This is a genomic window from Halobellus captivus (genome assembly GCF_003697845.1).
In the GTDB taxonomy this organism is placed as follows: Archaea; Halobacteriota; Halobacteria; order Halobacteriales; family Haloferacaceae; genus Halorubrum; species Halorubrum glutamatedens.
In genome coordinates this window covers 250,795-266,218 of sequence record NZ_RDQE01000002.1, presented here as the reverse complement: position 1 = coordinate 266,218, position 15,424 = coordinate 250,795, and the positions used below count along the sequence as shown (strand labels likewise).

The window sequence follows — 15,424 nt, the reverse complement described above, 5'->3', positions numbered from 1 at the left end:
AAGTCTCGCCGCCGAAGGTGACGTAGATGCGGGGACATCGCGATGAGTGATCCCGACGGCGAGGGGACCGTCGAGGAACCGGTCGAGAGCGTCACCGACGGGGGAGACGGCGTGGAGGCCGCGGATCCTGGGAGCGACGGCCACCGCGTGTCGTCTCCCGATATCCGCGCCGCGCTCGCGGACCTGCGCGAGACGACCGATCGCCTGGAGGGATCGATCGACTCTGTGCGTTCGGAACTCGAGTCGCTCGACTCGTCGGTAGACGAGGACGTCGAGGACCTCCGCGAGCGGTTCGTCCGGCTCTATCGCGACCTGGAGGGGAAAGCCGAGGCCGACCACGAACACCCCGAGACGGTCGACCGACTCGAGACGGTCGCGGCCGACGCGGAGACCGTCGCAGAGCGGCTCGACGACGTGGAGACTCGAGCCGACTCGGTCGAGGAGGCGCTCGACCGGCTCGACGCGACGGTGACGGCCGTCGAGACCGACGTCGGCGCGGTCGACGATCGCGTCGCGAACGCGGCGGAACGCCTCTCGACCGCCGAGGACCGTCTCGAGGAGTTGACGGCGGCGGATGAGGACCGTTCGGAGAAGCTCTCGCGGGTCGCGAGCGCGGTCGTGCGGGCACAGCGCGAGCTCCGCGTGGTTCGACGGGACCGTGCCGACCGGGAGCGGCTCGATACGCTCCTCCGGGCGGCGAACCGGCACGGGGTTCGAAAGGCCGACTGTGGCGGCTGTGGCAACACGGTCCGCCTCTCGCTGCTCTCGACTCCCGAGTGTCCCTACTGCGAGTCCCGGTTCGACGATCTCGACCCCGCGGACCGGTTCTACCGGCGCTCGACGCTGACCGTCGACGACAGGCCCGCACTCGAGGGTGACGTGGCCCCGGACGAACCGGCCCGTTCCCCGTCGAGCCCCGGAGACGGGACGCCACCGGGATCGAGCACGGGCGGCGAGGAAGCGAGCGGCGGGGAAGCGAGCGGCGAGGGGATCCGTCGCGCCGACGACCCGAGCGGCGAGAGCGATCGGGGCGGACGATGAGTGACGACCCGAGCGAGCGATCCGAGGATCCGACCGATCGATCGGACGACGAGGTCGACGTGCTTGACGACGCCGACCCGTTCGCGGAACTCGGAGACGAGACGGAGCCCGTGGGAGTTGGAGACGACCCGTTCGAGCGGATGGAGGTCGACGAGGTCGACGTCGACGGCGTCTGGGACGCGCTGGAGGCGGGTCCCGACGACCTCGACGAAAGCGTGGAGGTCCCGGAGGCGGATCCGCGCGAGGCGATCGACCACGTCGTCGACAAGCGGACGTACTGTCACCGGTGTCCGCACTTCGCGAAGCCGCCGGAGACCGCCTGTACTCACGAGGACGCGTCGATACTCGAGGCGATCGGGTTCGAGGAGTTCCGCCTCCGCGACTGTCCGATGGTGACGGACGAGGGCCCTCGATTCGATCGGCACGGCCGGATCGACGAGTGACTCGGGGACGAGCGTGATCAACGGGGGAGATAAACGTGTCCGAGCCGTAGCGTCGGGAGATGCAGTTCTGTGACGACTGCGGCTCGATGATGGTCTCGCGGGACGGCGTGATGGTGTGTCAGAACGACGACTGCGGGGCGACCACCGAGCGCGACGAGGAGCTCGCCGAGCGGTTCGAGTCGACCACCGAACAGACCGGCGAGGAGGTGATCGAGACGGAGGAGGGCGCGAACTTCGAGGGGAAGCCGACCGCCACCGACGTCGTCTGTGAGGAGTGCGGTCACGGCGAGGCGTGGTACACGATCAAACAGACCGGCGCGGCCGACGAGCCCCCCACCCGATTCTTCAAGTGCAAGGAGTGTGGCCGACGCTGGCGCGGGTACAACTGAACTCGATGCGCCGGATCCTGACCCGCTCGCGACGTCGACTGCTTCTCGCGATCCTCCCGATCGGGTTCCTTCTCGGGCGTCTCATCGGGTTCTGGCGGGTCCGGCTCGCGGTCGGGAGACTGCTCGCGCTGTTGCCCGACGAGGACGTACCCGATCACGTGCGGGTGCTGCCGCCGCCGGCCGACGAGTACGCCGGTACCCTGCCGACGACCCCGGCGGAGACCCGCGAGCGGCTTCCCGAGTGCGGCTTCTCGGAGCTGGTCCGCGCGTACTTCCACGCGTACGACCGGGACGGGGAAACGGTCCACGAGGTCGGCAGCTTCGTCCACCGCCCGGAGGGGCTCACCGGCGACTGGCAGGTCCACGTCCGGCTGTTCCCGACCGCCGACGGCTCGACGGAGGTGTGGGCCCACTGGGAGCGGAACCCGTACGTGGCCCCGCTCGCACACCTCCGGATGGAGGGGTACGACCCCGCTCGCGGCGAGCGGATGGCCGCGGAGTTGATCGACGGGCTGTGCTGACCGCGGCCGGCCCGCGACGGGTTCTCGCTCCGGCGCTCGCGGCGTCGGCGGTCACTTCGCGCCGAGCCGCGGCGCGAGGAAGTCGGCGACCGCGCCGGCGACGTCGTCGGTACGGCCGACGAAGAAGTGGTCCGAGTCGATATCGACGACGTCCAGGCCCAACTCTCGCGTCCGGTCGACGACGGGCTCCCAGTCGGCGGTCGAGTCGCGAGTCGCGTACACGACGCGGACGGGCGTCCCGCGCGTCGCGAGGTCGTCGAGGGCGGCGACCGCGTCGATGTCGCTCGCGAGCCGATCGGTGGGAGCGAGCGCGCAGACGCCGGCGAGCTCCGGCCGAGAACCGGCCGTGACGAGCGCGACGGTGCCGCCGAACGAGTAGCCGAACAGCCCGACCCGCTCGTACCGATCGAGCGCCCAGCCGACGGCGTTGTCGGCGTCGGTACACTCACCGTACCCCTCGTCGTACTCGCCGTAGTCGAACCGGAGGCAGTCGATCCCGCGGGCGGTCAGAGCGTCGGAGACCGCGATCAGCCGCCCGTCCCCGCGGTGGCCGCCGTGGCGGGGGTGTGGCGGACACGCGACCACGACGGCGTCCGCGGTCGCGTCCGCCCCGACGGACCCGTCGCTGCCGGCGGTATCGAGCGTCGCGCGCACGTCGCGGCCGCCGGGAATCAGGACCGTGTCGCTCACGGCGTTCGCGTCCTCACGGGACCTGCGTCACGCGGTCGACGCCGTCGAGGTCGGCGAGGTCGGCCGCGAGCCCCGTCTGGTCGACGTCAGCCTCGTAGTAGAACACCACGTCGAAGGTCCCGTCGCGCAGGAGCTGTTGACACTCCCAGACGAACGCCTCGTCCTCGAGAGTGCGTCCCTGGAACTGGTTCGACGAGAAGTCGGTGTCGTCGTTGCCCGCCTCGATGTACGTCTCACCCTTCCCGGCGTGGTCGGCGATGACCTCGTTGGCGTCGACGGTGAGTTCGTGCATCTCGAGGTCCTCCTGGCCGGTCAGCTCCGTGTGCACGATACAGCCGGAGAGTTCGATGTCGCCGGGTTCCAGGAGCGCCTTCGTCCGTCGGTAGAGGTCCGACTCCAGAGTCTCCTTCATGTCCGATCGTTCGATTCCAGTGATAAACGCGTGACGATTGCGCGGAAGGGTCGCGACCGTGCGGAAAGGCGCGACCGTGCGGCAGGGCGGCGGAACGGAGCCGTTCCGGCCTACCGCCCGCCGTCGGTCAGCGCGACGCGGTCGTCGACGTCGGCGTCCGCCTCGGACTCCCGGCCGCTCACGACGGCGTCCGATTCGGTCGCGCGCCGCTCGACGGACGCCTCCTCCGTCGCGAAGTGGGTCCAGACGGTGACGCCGGCGACCGCGTAGGCGACGAGGTCGTAGTGGACCGCGCCGCCGAAGCCGGTGAACGCCGCGAGGGTGCTGTACCCGAAGACGGCACAGACGCCGCCGACGAACGCGAGCTCTCGGGTGAGCCGACCCTCGGTCGCCGCGGCGACCGCCCGGCGGATCGTCGGTCCGCAGGCGACGAGGAACGCGACGCCCGACAGCGTGGCGAGGTTGACGAAGAAGTGCGTCGCTACCCGCGAGTCGAGGATCGACCGGAGGTACTCGACGGTGACGGGGTCGTAGAACAGCCACTCGACGCGCGTGGGGTACAACACCGCGACGTACGGCGTCGCGACCATGAGCCCGAACAGCACCGCGACGGCGACGCGGGCGGAGGCGAACTGCGAGGCCCGCCGGCTCGCGAACGCCTCGTCCCCCGGTGCGACCGCGAGGCCGTACGACTCCAGCTCCTCCCGGAGGTCGTCCCGCGAGACGGACGGGTCGTGATGGACGCCGACCGTCCCGTTTCGCTGGGTCGCCGAGGCGGCGCTGATCCCGTCACGGTCCGCGAGGACCGCCTGTAACAGCGACTCCTCGCGTTTCGTCTCGAGTCCCCCCACCTCGAAGGTGTCGTGGACGTGTGGGTCCGGAACTCGCGCGACCCGCGGCCCCGAATCCGGGCTCGGGTCGTCGATACCCCGTCTTTCGGCCGCAGCCTCGAGCGCCGATCGAGGTCCGCGATACGGGTCGTCCGACATGGAAGACGAGTCGGGTTCCACCGGCATGAAACTTCCCCCCACGCGGGTCGCGGCGTCGCCCGCACACGAAGCGGGGCGTGCGGTGACGTGAGGTGGAACGATCGTCGAGGCCGGAGTTCAGCGGACCGTCGGCGAGTGCCGCTCGAACGTCTCCGTCGGAACGCCGTCGACGGCGACGGAGTCGACCTCGTGTGTAGGCCACTGGCCGGTCTTCGTGAGCAGCTCGTGGCGGTCGCCGTCGACGAGGTACGTGTCCTCGCTCTTTGCGCCGGCCACGGTCGGATTCCAGGCGTACCCCATCGGCTCGACCACGGGCTCGTCGCCGTCGGGGCGCGCGATCCACTCCCGTCCCGCGTAGCCCGCGGCCCCGCCCTGGTGGTGGTGTTTCCACTCGTCCTCGAACCCCACCGCGTCGTACGCCTCGCGGATCGCCTCGAAGACGTCGCCGGCGGTCCCCGGACCCTCGCCCTCCCCGAGGTCGCCGGCGGCGGCCGCTCGGGTCGCGGCGAGTGCCGTGGCCTCGACGCGGGCGGCCGCACGGTGGCGTCGCTCGAGCCAGTCCGGCGCGTCGAACGCGACCGTCCGCGTGAGCGAGGCGTACAGTCCCCCACGTTCGGCGGTGATCGAGACGAGCGCGTACTCGCCGAGGGTCGCGTCGGTGGGGACGAAGTGGCGGTAGGACCTCGCGCGTTCCGCGCCGCCGACGAGGACCACCGGCGTGTTCACGTCCCGCGAGGCGAGCGAGATGTCGATCCCGGCTGCCACCTCGTACTCGGGATCCTCCGGCTCGAGGTTTCGACAGACGGTTTCGAGGGCGGCGGCCGCCTCACGGCCCAACTCGCGGTAGCGTTCGACGTCCTCGTCGGTGAGCGGCTGTCGGAGTCGGCTCGCCTCGACCGGCTCGAACTCCGGCGCGTCGAAGTCGGCGGCGGCGGGCAGCGGGGAGCGGTCGGCGACCGCCTCCGCGAGCGAGTTCGCGTACCACGGAAAGGACTCGACCGCGAACGCCTCCGGCAGTTGCTCGTCGGCGAGCCGGCGGGCCTCGATGCTGTCCGTGACGGCGCGGAACTCGCCGTCGTAGCCGGCGGCGGCGATCCCGAGCGGCGCGTCCGCGTCGACGACGTTGTCGCCGCCGGTGAGCCACGCGAAGCCGTTGGGCTCGGCGAACCAGACGGCCTCGAGCGCGCGGGCGTCGAGGTACTCGTCCAACCGGTCCGCACGAGCGGAGAGATCGACCATACGAAACGGCTCGTGCCGACGCAGTAAAACCGGTCGAAAACCGTCGACGGCGCGCCATCACGGCGGGGTCGACTCGGATCCGTGATCGTCCCGCGGGCCCCCGAAACGAAAGGTTCAATTACGTCCCCCGGATACGACGAGATGCGTCAGTAAGCCCCGGCGGGTTGGTAGTCTAGTCCGGTTATGACACCTCCTTGACATGGAGGAGGCCGGCAGTTCAAATCTGCCCCAACCCACTCCCTTATAAACGAAAACCGCGCGATGGCGAGTGGATACTATCTGTGGTTGATAAGAGGTTATCGTAGCCTAACCTCCGCGTGAACACCATCTCTCCCAAGCGCAAGTGGCCCACCGTGGATGATGTCCTCCGTTTTCTCGACAAACTCGTGGTACTGCTGTTCAGTCCCGGAAAAAACGATATTGGCCCAGTAACCGATTTCATCCTCCCGGATGTTTTCGATGGTGACGTTTGGATCGTTCAGTCGGTTCCGAAGTAGATCTTCTTTGGTCATGTAGCCAGATACGAGAGGTTACTGATAAGTGATATGCCGGTCAGGGATTCATGATGTATTCTCAATAATAGGGGGTAATTAGTTTGAGAAGGTCCGTTCTTATATTCTAAATAGATGCGCAAAACACGCTCCTCACCGATCACCCACGTCCTCACCCGCCGACGACCGTCCCGGCGAGTACCGCGGCACCGGCGACCGTCACGCCGAGCACGAGCAGGACGTAGTTCGCCACCGGGTTCGCCGCCCGCACGACGTCGAGGGTGTAGTGGTCGCCCCTGACGGGCGCGTACGGCCGGATCCCCATCGGCGTGATGACGTCGGCGAGGAGGTGTGAGACGACCGTTCCCGCGCCCACGACGAACCCGAGCCCGGCGAGCGTGAGCGTCGCGACGGGGCCGCCCTCGATCCCGAGCACCCCGCCGACGAGCGCGAAGACGAGCCCGACCGCGAGCGCGAACCAGACGGTGTGGGTGATCCCGCGGTGTGTCACGAACGGGACGCGGGTGTCGAGGTCGGGGAGCATCGCCGTCGAGACGACGACCGCGCCCGCGCCCGCCGCGAGTTCGATCCCGGAGAGCGCGGCGAGCGTGAACCCGACCGGCGAGTACGCGGCGAGCGCGGCCCCGACGTGGCCGTTCCGGTACATGGCGGCGTTCCTTCCCGTCTCCTCACCGGTCCCGCAGGACCGTCTCGCCCGGCGCGACCGTCGCGCCCGAGGAGAGGACGATCCCGACGTTGATCGTACAGTTGATCCCGGTCCTGACGCCGTCGCCACAGACGATCCCGAACTTCCGACGCCCCGTGCTCACTCGCTCGCCCTTCACCGTGAGTTCGACCGGTTCCCCGTCGTGTCTGAGGTTCGCGACGGTCGTGCCCGCGCCGAGGTTGACGTCCTCGCCGAGCACGCTGTCGCCGAGGTACGTGAGGTGTGGCACCGCCGAGTCGGCCATCACGACGCTGTTCTTGATCTCGACGCCGTGGCCGACTCGCACGTCCGGTCCGAGGTACGTCGCGCCGCGGACGTACGCGTTCGGGCCGACGTGGCTGCCGGCCCCGACGAGCGCCGGTCCCTCGATCACGACGCCGGGCTCGACGGTCGCGCCCGCCTCGACGACGACGTCCCCCCGGAGCTCCGCGTCGTCGCTGACGTCGCCCGCGACCTCGCGATCGAGCTCCGCGAGCTTCCACTCGTTGGCCGCGAGCAACTCCCACGGCCGGCCCACGTCGAGCCAGCGATCGAAGGGAACCGACCGCACGTCGGCCGTCTCACAGGCTCGCTGGAGCACGTCCGTGAGCTCCAGCTCGCCGCGCTCGCTCTCGTCGACGTCGAGCCACGCGAGCGCCTCGGCGGGGAAGACGTACCCGCCCGTGTTCACGAGGTTCGAGGGCGGGTCCGCGGGCTTCTCGACGACGCCCTCGACCCGACCGTCGACGACGCGCAACACCCCGTACGACGAGGGCTTCTCCACCCGATAGGAGCCGACCGCGGCGTCCGACTCGTACAGCGTCGCCAACGACTCGCGGTCGTAGAGCGCGTCCCCGTTCAACACGACGAAGGGGTCCTCGCCGAGCTCGCTTCGGGCGGTGCGGACGGCGTCCGCGGTCCCGCGCTGTTCGGCCTGCGTGACGGTCACGACGGGTACCGGCCAGTCGCGCTCGTCGAGGGCGGTTCGGACCACGTCCGCCTCGTATCCCACGACGACGACGACGCGGCTCGCGCCGGCGGCGATCGCGTCCTCCAGACACCGGACGACGAGCGGCTTTCCGGCGACCGGTAGCATCGGCTTCGGCGTGTTCGCGGTCAGCGGACGCATCCGCGTTCCCTCGCCGGCCGCGAGTACGACGGTCTGCATATACCCGCACGTCAGCCGACGGCGGGAAAGGTATTGCGGCGTCGTCCGGCGGCCGTCGGCCGACCGGCGGCTGCCGATCCGCTCACCGACCGCCCGCGTCCGCGAGCGCGCGGTCGACGATCCCGCTCGCGCAGTCGAGCAGACGGTCCGCGGCGTCGGCCTCCCGCGCCTCCGCCGTGATCCGAACCAGGGGCTCCGTCCCGGATGCCCGGAGGAGGAACCAGCCGTCGTCCGCGTCGACGCGCACCCCGTCGAGCGTGGAGACCCCGTCGAACTCCTCAGTCACGCGCTCCTCGATCAGTTCCATCGCCGCCGTCTTGTGTTCCGTCTCGACCGACCGACGCCGGATCGGGTACCGGTCCATCGCGGCGACTCGCTCCGAGAGCGGCGTCGACGCCGCGAGGATGGCGAGCCGGATCGCCGCCAGCGGCCCGTCGGGACACAGCGTCTCCTCGGGGAACATCCACGCGCCGGAGGGCTCCCCGCCGAAGGCAACCCCCGCGTCCGCGGCGCGCTCGGCCACGTACACGTCACCGACGCGCGTGTAGACGAGTTCGGCACCGACCGCCGCGAGCGCGTCCGCGGCCGCGAGGCTCGTGTCGACCGGCGCGGCGACGCGGTCGCCCTCCCCGGCCGCCGCCCGGCCGAAGACGGCGAGGAGCAGATCGCCGGGGACGAACGTTCCCCCGTCGGTGACGGCCATCATGCGGTCGGCGTCGCCGTCGTGGGCGACCCCGACGTCGGCGTCGATGGCCCCGACCGTGGCGACGAGCGTCTCGCAGTTCCCCGCGGTCGGCTCGCTCGGCCGGGCGGGAAAGCGACCGTCGGGGGTCGCGTTGAGCGTCTCGACGTCCGCGCCCAGTTCGTGGAGCGCGTCGGCGGTCACCCCACCCATTCCGTTACCCACGTCGACGACGACCGAGAGGTCGGCGAGGGGATCGTCGGCCGGAAGCCCTCCCGAGTCGTCGAGTTCCGTCGTCCCCGTTTCGGCCGCGCGCTCGCCGGCCGCGACCAGCGCGTCGCGGTGGCGGTCCGTCGCGTCGTTCCGTCGCTCGTATCCGCCCTGTTCCTCCCAGTCGACGAGGTCGAACGTCTCCTCCCGGATACGCCGCTCGATGACGTCCTGACGGGCCGGCGGATACGCCTGTCCCGATGGGGTCCACAGCTTGAGCCCGTTGTCCGGGGCCGGGTTGTGCGAGGCGGTCACGACGACCCCGGAGTCGGCGGAGCGGTCCCCGATCGCCCGCGCGACCGTCGGGGTCGCCGCACGTCCCACGTCGACCACGTCCGCGCCGGTCTCGCGGAGCCCCGCGACCAACGCGTCGCGGAGCGTCTCGCCCGACCGCCTGGCGTCACGGCCCACGATCACCCGATCCGCCTCGGTGCCCACCGCGCGACCCACGTCGAGCGCGACGGCGGCCGTGACCTCCTTCCCGACACGTCCGCGGATCCCGCTGGTTCCGAACATACGCGTCACTCCCGGCCGAGAGCCTTGTAACCTCCGGGAACCGGGACCCGTGGCGGTTGACGAAACGAGGGACCGGCCGGGGACGTGGCCGTCAGATCCGGTTCTCGCGGCCGGGGTCCACGTCTATCGCGTCGACGGGACAGACGTCGACGCACAGCATGCAGTCGATACACTGGTCCTCGTCGGTCGGGTTCGCCTTCCGTTCGGACTCCGGGTGATCGGGGGTGTCGACCCAGTCGAAGACGTCGACGGGACAGTCCTCCAGACACGCCCCGTCGGCCAGGCAGATGTCGAAGTCGACGGCGACGTGGGTCCCGCGGATCCCGAGCTTCTCGGGCGGCTCGACCGGTCCCCACACGTCGACGTCGTGCTCCTCGCCGGTCCGCTCGAGGTTCCGCTCGAAGTTCGGGTCGATGCCCATCTCGTAGGGGGTTTCGCGCGTCGGTAGTTAAACTCCGCGACGGCGGGCCGCGCGGGAACGCCGTCCCGACGGCGGCCCGGGAGGAACGTCAACACCGTGCCCACCTCGGCACCGCGGGCGTCAGGGATGTGCGAAGTACGCGATCAGGTCCTCCTCGCCGGTCGGCCCGTCGGGTTCATCGGTGCCCGCCGGGTCGAACGAGTCGAGTCGGGCGAAGCCGATGCGCTCGAACTGGACGACTGCGTCGGTCTCGGCGTCGGCTATCTCGGGCTCGGCGTAGCCACGGACGTCGCCCTCGACGGTCCGCAGGAGCGTCCCGAGCGACTCCGCCGCGGGGACCCAGTGAACCACGTCGACGTCGCCGTCACGGACCACGTCGATGTCGGCGTCGACGTAGACGAGCTCGTCGTCCGCGTGGCGCACGCAGCCGTACCCCTTCAGCCAGACGCGCTCGCCGGTCGGCGGGAGGTCGGACGACTCGAGACGGACCCGTCCCGCGGGGATCGTTCGGTCGCCGCGGTCCGGATGCTCCGGGTGTCGCGCGGGCCGTCCGGCGGCCGGCGCGGGCGCGTCGCCGTCGACGACCGACAGCTCGACGGCCGGGTCGTCCGCGCGGTCACGCACGAGGAAGAACCGGTCCGCCTCGTCGTCGACGAGGTCACGGTTGTTGGCGTACACCGACGACATCGCCAGATCGACGTCGGAGGTCGACATTCCGAGGTCGGTCATCGACTCGACGAGCGCCTCGCCCCGGATGCCGCGCCGGCGGACCGAGCGGATCGTCGGCGCGCGCGGGTCGTCCCACCCCGTCAGCTCTCCCGCCTCGATGAGCTCCTTGATCGTCGACGTCGAGAGGCTCACGCCGTACTCGTCGAGCTGGACGTGGCCCCAGTGGAGCACCTCTGGGTACTCCCAGCCGAAGTAGTCGTAGACGAAGCGCTGGCGCTTCGCGGAGTCCTGGAGGTCGATGCCGCGGATGATGTGGGTGACCCCGGTGAGGTGGTCGTCGACGCCCGACTGGAAGTCGAGCATGGGCCAACAGCGGTAGTCGGCGGCCGCCTCGCGGGGGTGTGGCGTGTCGATCATCCGGAACGCCACCCAGTCGCGCAGCGCCGGGTTCTTGTGGTCGATGTCGGTCCGTACACGGAGGACCATCTCGCCGGCGGCGTACTCGCCGTCGACCATCGCCTCGAACTCCTCTCGGATGATCTCCTCGTCCTTCTCGCGGTGCGGACAGGCCTCGCCGTCGTTCTTCAACGCCGAGAACGCCTCGCCGGAACACGAGCAGGTGTAGGCCCCGCCGTGCTCGATCAGCTCGCGAGCGTGTTCGTAGTAGGTCTCGAGCCGGTCGGACGCCCGGAGGACGCGGTCCGCCTCGAAGCCGAGGTACTCGATGTCGGAGAGGATGGCGTCGTAGGCGTCGAGGTCGGGTCGTTTCGTCTCGGGGTCGGTGTCGTCGAACCGGCAGATGAACTCGCCGTCGTACCGTTCCTTGTACGTCCCGATGACCGCTGGCATGCGGGCGTGACCGATGTGCCAGGGGCCGTTGGGGTTCGGCGCGGCGCGCATCACGACCTCGCCCGCCTCCGCGTTCGGGAGGTCGGGGAGGACGCGTTCGTCCTCCTCGTCGTCGGCCTCCAGCTCCGCGAGCCGCTCCGGGGCGAGTTCCCCGAGGCGCTCCCGGCGCTCCGTCTCGTTCATCCGGCCGACCTCGCTCACGATCGGGGCGAGCATGCCGGGTATCTCGTCGCCGTGCGGGCGGAACTCGGGATTCTCGCCCATCAGCGGGCCCATGATCGCGCCCACGTCGGGATCGCTGTCGTGTTTGAGCGCGTTGAAGAGCGCGGCCGTCTCGCCGGCCGCCTCGACCCGCTCGCGGAGTTCGTCGTCCATACCGTCGGGTTGTCGGGGTCGACTCAAAAACGCCGCGAAACCGTCGGCGTCACGGCGGGAGACGCGGATCGCGTCGACGAGACACCGGCGATCCGTCCGCTCCCGTCCCGCCGTCGGGGCCGCGGGTAGGGGCACCCGAACGTCGGAGACGCGCAGGCATAAACCGTCGAGACCGTTCACGCCGATAACCACCGCATACGGCGTGAACGGTCGAGACGTTTATACGTCAACGGCGTCGTGTGGCGTAGATCGGTCCGCGATCGACGCGGCTCGGTCCACGGGGTTGATAGCCGCCCGGGCCGTGGACCGGACATGGAGACGCGATGGTCCGGATCGGGGTCCCTACGGCCCGGAGGTGCGGGATGGTAGAGCCGATGTCGCGGGAGGAGCGCGACGCGGGAAACCGAAAGGTGAAGGTCGGATTCCTGTTGCTGGTGACCGTCTCGCCGCCGCTCATCACCCTCCTCGGCGACCCGACTCCCGCCCAACTGGCCGTCGCGACCGGCGGCGGGTTCCTCCTCGGACTGCTCCTCGTCTGGTACCTGAGCAGGCTCGCCTCGGAGTTCACCGACGGCTCCCGTCGGCTCCGGTAGGTCGAGTCCTACTCAGTCCTACTCGCCGGCGAGGTCTCCCGTCCCCCTGACGACGTCGAGCGTCTCGCCCGTCACGTCGAACGTCTCGCCGACCCGGTCGCCGGCGACCGACCGCGACGACGACAGCGGCGAGACGCTCACCTCGCCCTCGACCGTCGCGCGCCGGTCCGAACCGGGGTCGTCGGCCACGTCGCCCCGGAGGAACTCCCGCCAGAAGCGGTCGCGCAGCTCCATTCCCATCTCGCCGCGGCGCTCGCCGAACCCCGAGGCGTCGCCGCCGGGATCGCCGGAGCCGGCCGTCCCGCTCGCGGCGTCGCCGTCCGCCGCCCCGTTTTCGGTTTCTCCCCCGTCGCCCGCCGCGTCGGTTCCGGGGTGGAACTCGATCACGTCGAAGCCGCGAGCGGGTTCGGTCACCCGGTAGGTCGGGTCGGCGGCGGCCTCGTCGTCCGCGGCGGGGACGTTGACGTTGAGCACGTCCGCGCCGAAGGGGAGCCGCCCGTCGTCGTCGACGCGAGCGACGAGGTCGGTCGCCACCCGACCCGCGAGCGCGAAGTCGTCGTGGCTCACCGTCGGCGGAACGGGGAGGTTCCCGCGGTCGTACAGCGAGACCGCGATCGCGGGCGTCCCGAGGAACGCCGCCTCCATGGCCGCGCCGACCGTCCCCGACTGGCCGAGGACGTGCGCGCCGATGTTCGGTCCGTGGTTACAGCCGGAGACGACCACGTCGGGGTCCAACTCGAGGGCGACTTCCGCGACGGCGACGCAGTCGGCGGGGGTCCCCTCGACGGCGTAGCCGAGGTCGCGCTCGGTGTACTCGACGGTGGTCTCCCACCACGATCGGTTCCCGCCGACGCCCGACTGGTTCGTCGCCGGCGCGACGACGGTCACGTCGTACTCCGCGGAGAGCGCGTCCGAGAGCGCCCGGATCCCGGCCGCGTCGATCCCGTCGTCGTTGGTGAGGAGGACCTCGCGTGTCATGGAGGTCCCTGGGAGGCCACGGGTGAAAACGCCGCCGGAAGCGGGCGGAGGTAGGGGGACGGTGCTCGGAAAGAGAGGGGAGCGTCGGTGGAGGACTGGTACTCCAAACGGTGGGGTTCGGTCGCGGGAACCGCGCGGTAGAACGGGAGAGATCCGGCGTCGAGAATCGATCCGGAATCGAGGACGGATCCGGCGGGCCGATCAGTCGGCGGCGACCGGCTGGCGCGACTCCGCCAGCTCGAGCACCTCGTCGAAGAAGCCGAGGGAGTCGTGCGGACCGGGGTTCGCCTCGGGATGGTACTGGCGGGTGATGACGTCGAGTTCCGCGCTGTCGAGCCCCTCGACGGTGTCGTCGTTGACGTTCACCTGCGTCACCTCGAGCGGGCCGGTGTCGTCGACGGTGTAGCCGTGGTTCTGGGTGGTCATCACGACCCGGTCGGTCCGGAGGTCCTTCACCGGCTGGTTGACGCCGCGGTGGCCGAACGACATCTTTTCCGTCGAACCGCCGAGCGCGCTGGTTATCACCTGCTGGCCGAGGCAGATCCCGGCCATCGGCAGGTCGCCAGCGAAGGCGTCGACGACCTCGTGGGCCGCGACGAAGTTCTCCGGGTCGCCCGGGCCGTTCGAGACGAACAGCACGTCGGGCTCGACCGCCGCCACGTCCTCGGGAGTCGCATCGTACGGGAGGACGTGGACGTCCGCGCCGCGCTCGGTGAGCGAGGAGATGATGGATCCCTTCGCGCCGCAGTCGAGCAGCGCGACCGTCGCCTCGTCGCCGCCCTCGTGGACGGTCGGCTCCGTGACGGACACCTGCGCGCCGATGTCGACGTGCGCGCTCATCGGCTCGCAGGCCTCCATCTCCGCCACCGCGTCCTCGGGAGTCGCGTCCTCGCCGGCGGCGATGCCGCAGGCCATCGCGCCCTCCTCGCGGACGGTGGTGACGATCTCGCGGGTGTCGAGGTGGTCGATCGCCGGGACGCCCTCGCCTTCGAGCCACTCGGCGACGTCGTCGGTCATCTCGCGGGCGATCGCCGCGCGCGGCTGGACGGAGTCGGACTCGAACCGCTCGGATCGGACGCCGTAGTTCCCGATCAGGGGGTACGAGAAGGTCAGCACTTGCTCGGCGTAGGAGGGATCGGTCAGCGATTCCTCGTAGCCGGTGTACGCGGTCGTGAACACGAGTTCACCACGTGTCCGCCCCGGCGCACGGGTGCGCGCTTCGAGCACGCGTCCGTCGGCCAGCGCGATGTAGGCGTCCGACATTACGAGATACGTACGGATGAACCGTATTAAATGCGTCGTTCGAAGGTGAGTTACGAAATTCGTAACAAGCGCGCCGGGCGAGGAGTCGTCGTCCGGACGGGCCGATCCAACGCCGGAAATCCCCGTTCGATCCGTCTGTCCACGCCGGGGCCGACGGCCACGGAACCGGCTACGAACATCGCACTCTCACCGGTTGTTCTCTATGGAGTTCGAAGTGTCGTTACGATGTTCGTAAGCCGTAAGTCGTCGCCGCTCCTTCGCGCCGTATGGACGACCTCGACCGCCGGATCCTCTCGATCCTGCGACGGGACGCGCGAACCCCCTACACCGAGATCGCGGACCGGGTCGGCACCTCCGAGGGGACGGTCCGCAACCGCGTCGACCGAATGACCGAGGAGGGAGTCATCGAGCGGTTCACGGTGACCACCCGGACCGGCAACGTGAAGGCGATGATCGAGATATCCGTGGAGATGAACGTCGACACCGCGGCGGTCGGCGAGCGTATGATGGAGTGGGAGGAGGTCGACTTCGTCTGGCAGGTCTCCGGCGAGGACGACATCGTCCTCGTCGTCGACGCGGTGGACACCCGCGCCGTCAACGAACTCATCACGCAGGCGCGAGAGCTCGACGACGTCAAGTCCACGAAGACGCGACTGATCCTGGACGAGCGGCTTGGATGACCGTGGACGAGCGGTTCGGGTGAGACCGGTTCCCGACCC

18 protein-coding genes and 1 tRNA gene are annotated in these 15,424 nt (G+C 70.0%); 7 read left to right on the top strand and 12 right to left on the bottom strand.

Annotated features, from left to right (window positions below; genetic code table 11):
* The first annotated feature begins 42 nt into the window (after positions 1 to 42).
* Genes EAO78_RS03405 through EAO78_RS03390 form a run of 4 tightly spaced genes read left to right on the top strand, consistent with a single transcriptional unit; the run spans position 43 to position 2,394 of the window.
* The gene (locus EAO78_RS03405; RefSeq protein ID WP_122104441.1) at positions 43 to 1,041 is read left to right on the top strand and encodes a coiled-coil domain-containing protein; all 999 of its coding nucleotides are present in this window, start codon (positions 43 to 45) and stop codon (positions 1,039 to 1,041) included.
* Positions 1,038 to 1,484: a hypothetical protein gene (locus EAO78_RS03400; RefSeq protein WP_122104440.1), complete on the top strand. Its 447-nt coding sequence runs from the start codon at positions 1,038 to 1,040 to the stop codon at positions 1,482 to 1,484. Before EAO78_RS03405 ends, EAO78_RS03400 begins: the two co-directional genes overlap by 4 nt.
* Before the next feature lie 59 nt (positions 1,485 to 1,543).
* Positions 1,544 to 1,873, top strand: a complete 330-nt coding sequence (locus EAO78_RS03395) for a transcription factor S (protein ID WP_122104439.1) — start codon at positions 1,544 to 1,546, stop codon at positions 1,871 to 1,873.
* Positions 1,874 to 1,878: 5 nt separating this feature from the next.
* Entirely contained in the window at positions 1,879 to 2,394 is a 516-nt protein-coding gene (locus tag EAO78_RS03390; protein WP_122104438.1) for a hypothetical protein, read from the top strand.
* A 51-nt stretch (positions 2,395 to 2,445) separates the two neighbouring features.
* Here EAO78_RS03390 and EAO78_RS03385 read toward each other — a convergent pair whose 3' ends face one another.
* The 4 genes from EAO78_RS03385 to EAO78_RS03370 form a co-directional block, all read right to left on the bottom strand.
* Positions 2,446 to 3,084 carry an alpha/beta hydrolase gene (locus tag EAO78_RS03385; RefSeq protein WP_122104437.1) on the bottom strand — a complete coding sequence of 213 codons (639 nt, stop codon included), beginning with the start codon at positions 3,082 to 3,084 and terminating at the stop codon, positions 2,446 to 2,448.
* A 13-nt stretch (positions 3,085 to 3,097) separates the two neighbouring features.
* Positions 3,098 to 3,496: a DUF5778 family protein gene (locus EAO78_RS03380; protein ID WP_122104436.1), complete on the bottom strand. Its 399-nt coding sequence runs from the start codon at positions 3,494 to 3,496 to the stop codon at positions 3,098 to 3,100.
* Positions 3,497 to 3,606: 110 nt separating this feature from the next.
* Positions 3,607 to 4,485 carry a hypothetical protein gene (locus tag EAO78_RS03375; protein WP_122104435.1) on the bottom strand — a complete coding sequence of 293 codons (879 nt, stop codon included), beginning with the start codon at positions 4,483 to 4,485 and terminating at the stop codon, positions 3,607 to 3,609.
* A 117-nt stretch (positions 4,486 to 4,602) separates the two neighbouring features.
* Positions 4,603 to 5,724, bottom strand: coding sequence for a M24 family metallopeptidase (locus EAO78_RS03370; RefSeq protein ID WP_122104434.1), 1,122 nt, complete (start codon positions 5,722 to 5,724; stop codon positions 4,603 to 4,605).
* Positions 5,725 to 5,885: 161 nt separating this feature from the next.
* Between EAO78_RS03370 and EAO78_RS03365 the strand changes: the two genes are divergently transcribed.
* A tRNA-Val gene (locus EAO78_RS03365) sits at positions 5,886 to 5,960 on the top strand.
* Between the two features lie 60 nt (positions 5,961 to 6,020).
* Here the strand turns inward: EAO78_RS03365 and EAO78_RS03360 are convergent.
* The 6 genes from EAO78_RS03360 to EAO78_RS03335 all read right to left on the bottom strand — a co-directional run bounded on the left by EAO78_RS03360 (position 6,021) and on the right by EAO78_RS03335 (position 11,871).
* Positions 6,021 to 6,236 (bottom strand): hypothetical protein, encoded by a 216-nt coding sequence (locus EAO78_RS03360; RefSeq protein WP_122104433.1) that lies wholly within the window; start codon positions 6,234 to 6,236, stop codon positions 6,021 to 6,023.
* A gap of 151 nt (positions 6,237 to 6,387) precedes the next feature.
* On the bottom strand, positions 6,388 to 6,882 hold the full coding sequence (locus tag EAO78_RS03355; protein ID WP_122104432.1) for a metal-dependent hydrolase: 495 nt from the start codon (positions 6,880 to 6,882) through the stop codon (positions 6,388 to 6,390).
* Positions 6,883 to 6,904: 22 nt separating this feature from the next.
* Positions 6,905 to 8,089: a bifunctional sugar-1-phosphate nucleotidylyltransferase/acetyltransferase gene (gene glmU / locus EAO78_RS03350; protein WP_122104431.1), complete on the bottom strand. Its 1,185-nt coding sequence runs from the start codon at positions 8,087 to 8,089 to the stop codon at positions 6,905 to 6,907.
* An 82-nt stretch (positions 8,090 to 8,171) separates the two neighbouring features.
* Entirely contained in the window at positions 8,172 to 9,557 is a 1,386-nt protein-coding gene (gene glmM, locus EAO78_RS03345) for a phosphoglucosamine mutase (protein WP_122104430.1), read from the bottom strand.
* A gap of 91 nt (positions 9,558 to 9,648) precedes the next feature.
* Complete coding sequence (locus tag EAO78_RS03340; protein ID WP_122104429.1) at positions 9,649 to 9,978, bottom strand: 4Fe-4S dicluster domain-containing protein; 330 nt, start codon at positions 9,976 to 9,978, stop codon at positions 9,649 to 9,651.
* A gap of 120 nt (positions 9,979 to 10,098) precedes the next feature.
* Entirely contained in the window at positions 10,099 to 11,871 is a 1,773-nt protein-coding gene (locus EAO78_RS03335) for a glutamate--tRNA ligase (RefSeq protein WP_122104428.1), read from the bottom strand.
* A gap of 362 nt (positions 11,872 to 12,233) precedes the next feature.
* On the opposite strand from EAO78_RS03335, the gene EAO78_RS03330 reads away from it, so the two are divergent.
* Entirely contained in the window at positions 12,234 to 12,464 is a 231-nt protein-coding gene (locus EAO78_RS03330) for a hypothetical protein (RefSeq protein ID WP_122104427.1), read from the top strand.
* An 18-nt stretch (positions 12,465 to 12,482) separates the two neighbouring features.
* On the opposite strand, the gene surE is transcribed toward EAO78_RS03330, so the two are convergent.
* Together surE and carA are read right to left on the bottom strand one after the other, a co-directional pair.
* A complete protein-coding gene (gene surE, locus EAO78_RS03325) occupies positions 12,483 to 13,442 on the bottom strand; it encodes a 5'/3'-nucleotidase SurE (RefSeq protein WP_122104426.1) in 960 nt (319 codons plus the stop codon).
* Positions 13,443 to 13,643: 201 nt separating this feature from the next.
* Positions 13,644 to 14,705, bottom strand: coding sequence for a glutamine-hydrolyzing carbamoyl-phosphate synthase small subunit (gene carA / locus EAO78_RS03320; RefSeq protein WP_122104425.1), 1,062 nt, complete (start codon positions 14,703 to 14,705; stop codon positions 13,644 to 13,646).
* Between the two features lie 266 nt (positions 14,706 to 14,971).
* Between carA and EAO78_RS03315 the strand changes: the two genes are divergently transcribed.
* Positions 14,972 to 15,385 (top strand): Lrp/AsnC family transcriptional regulator, encoded by a 414-nt coding sequence (locus tag EAO78_RS03315; protein ID WP_122104424.1) that lies wholly within the window; start codon positions 14,972 to 14,974, stop codon positions 15,383 to 15,385.
* Positions 15,386 to 15,424 lie beyond the last annotated feature (39 nt).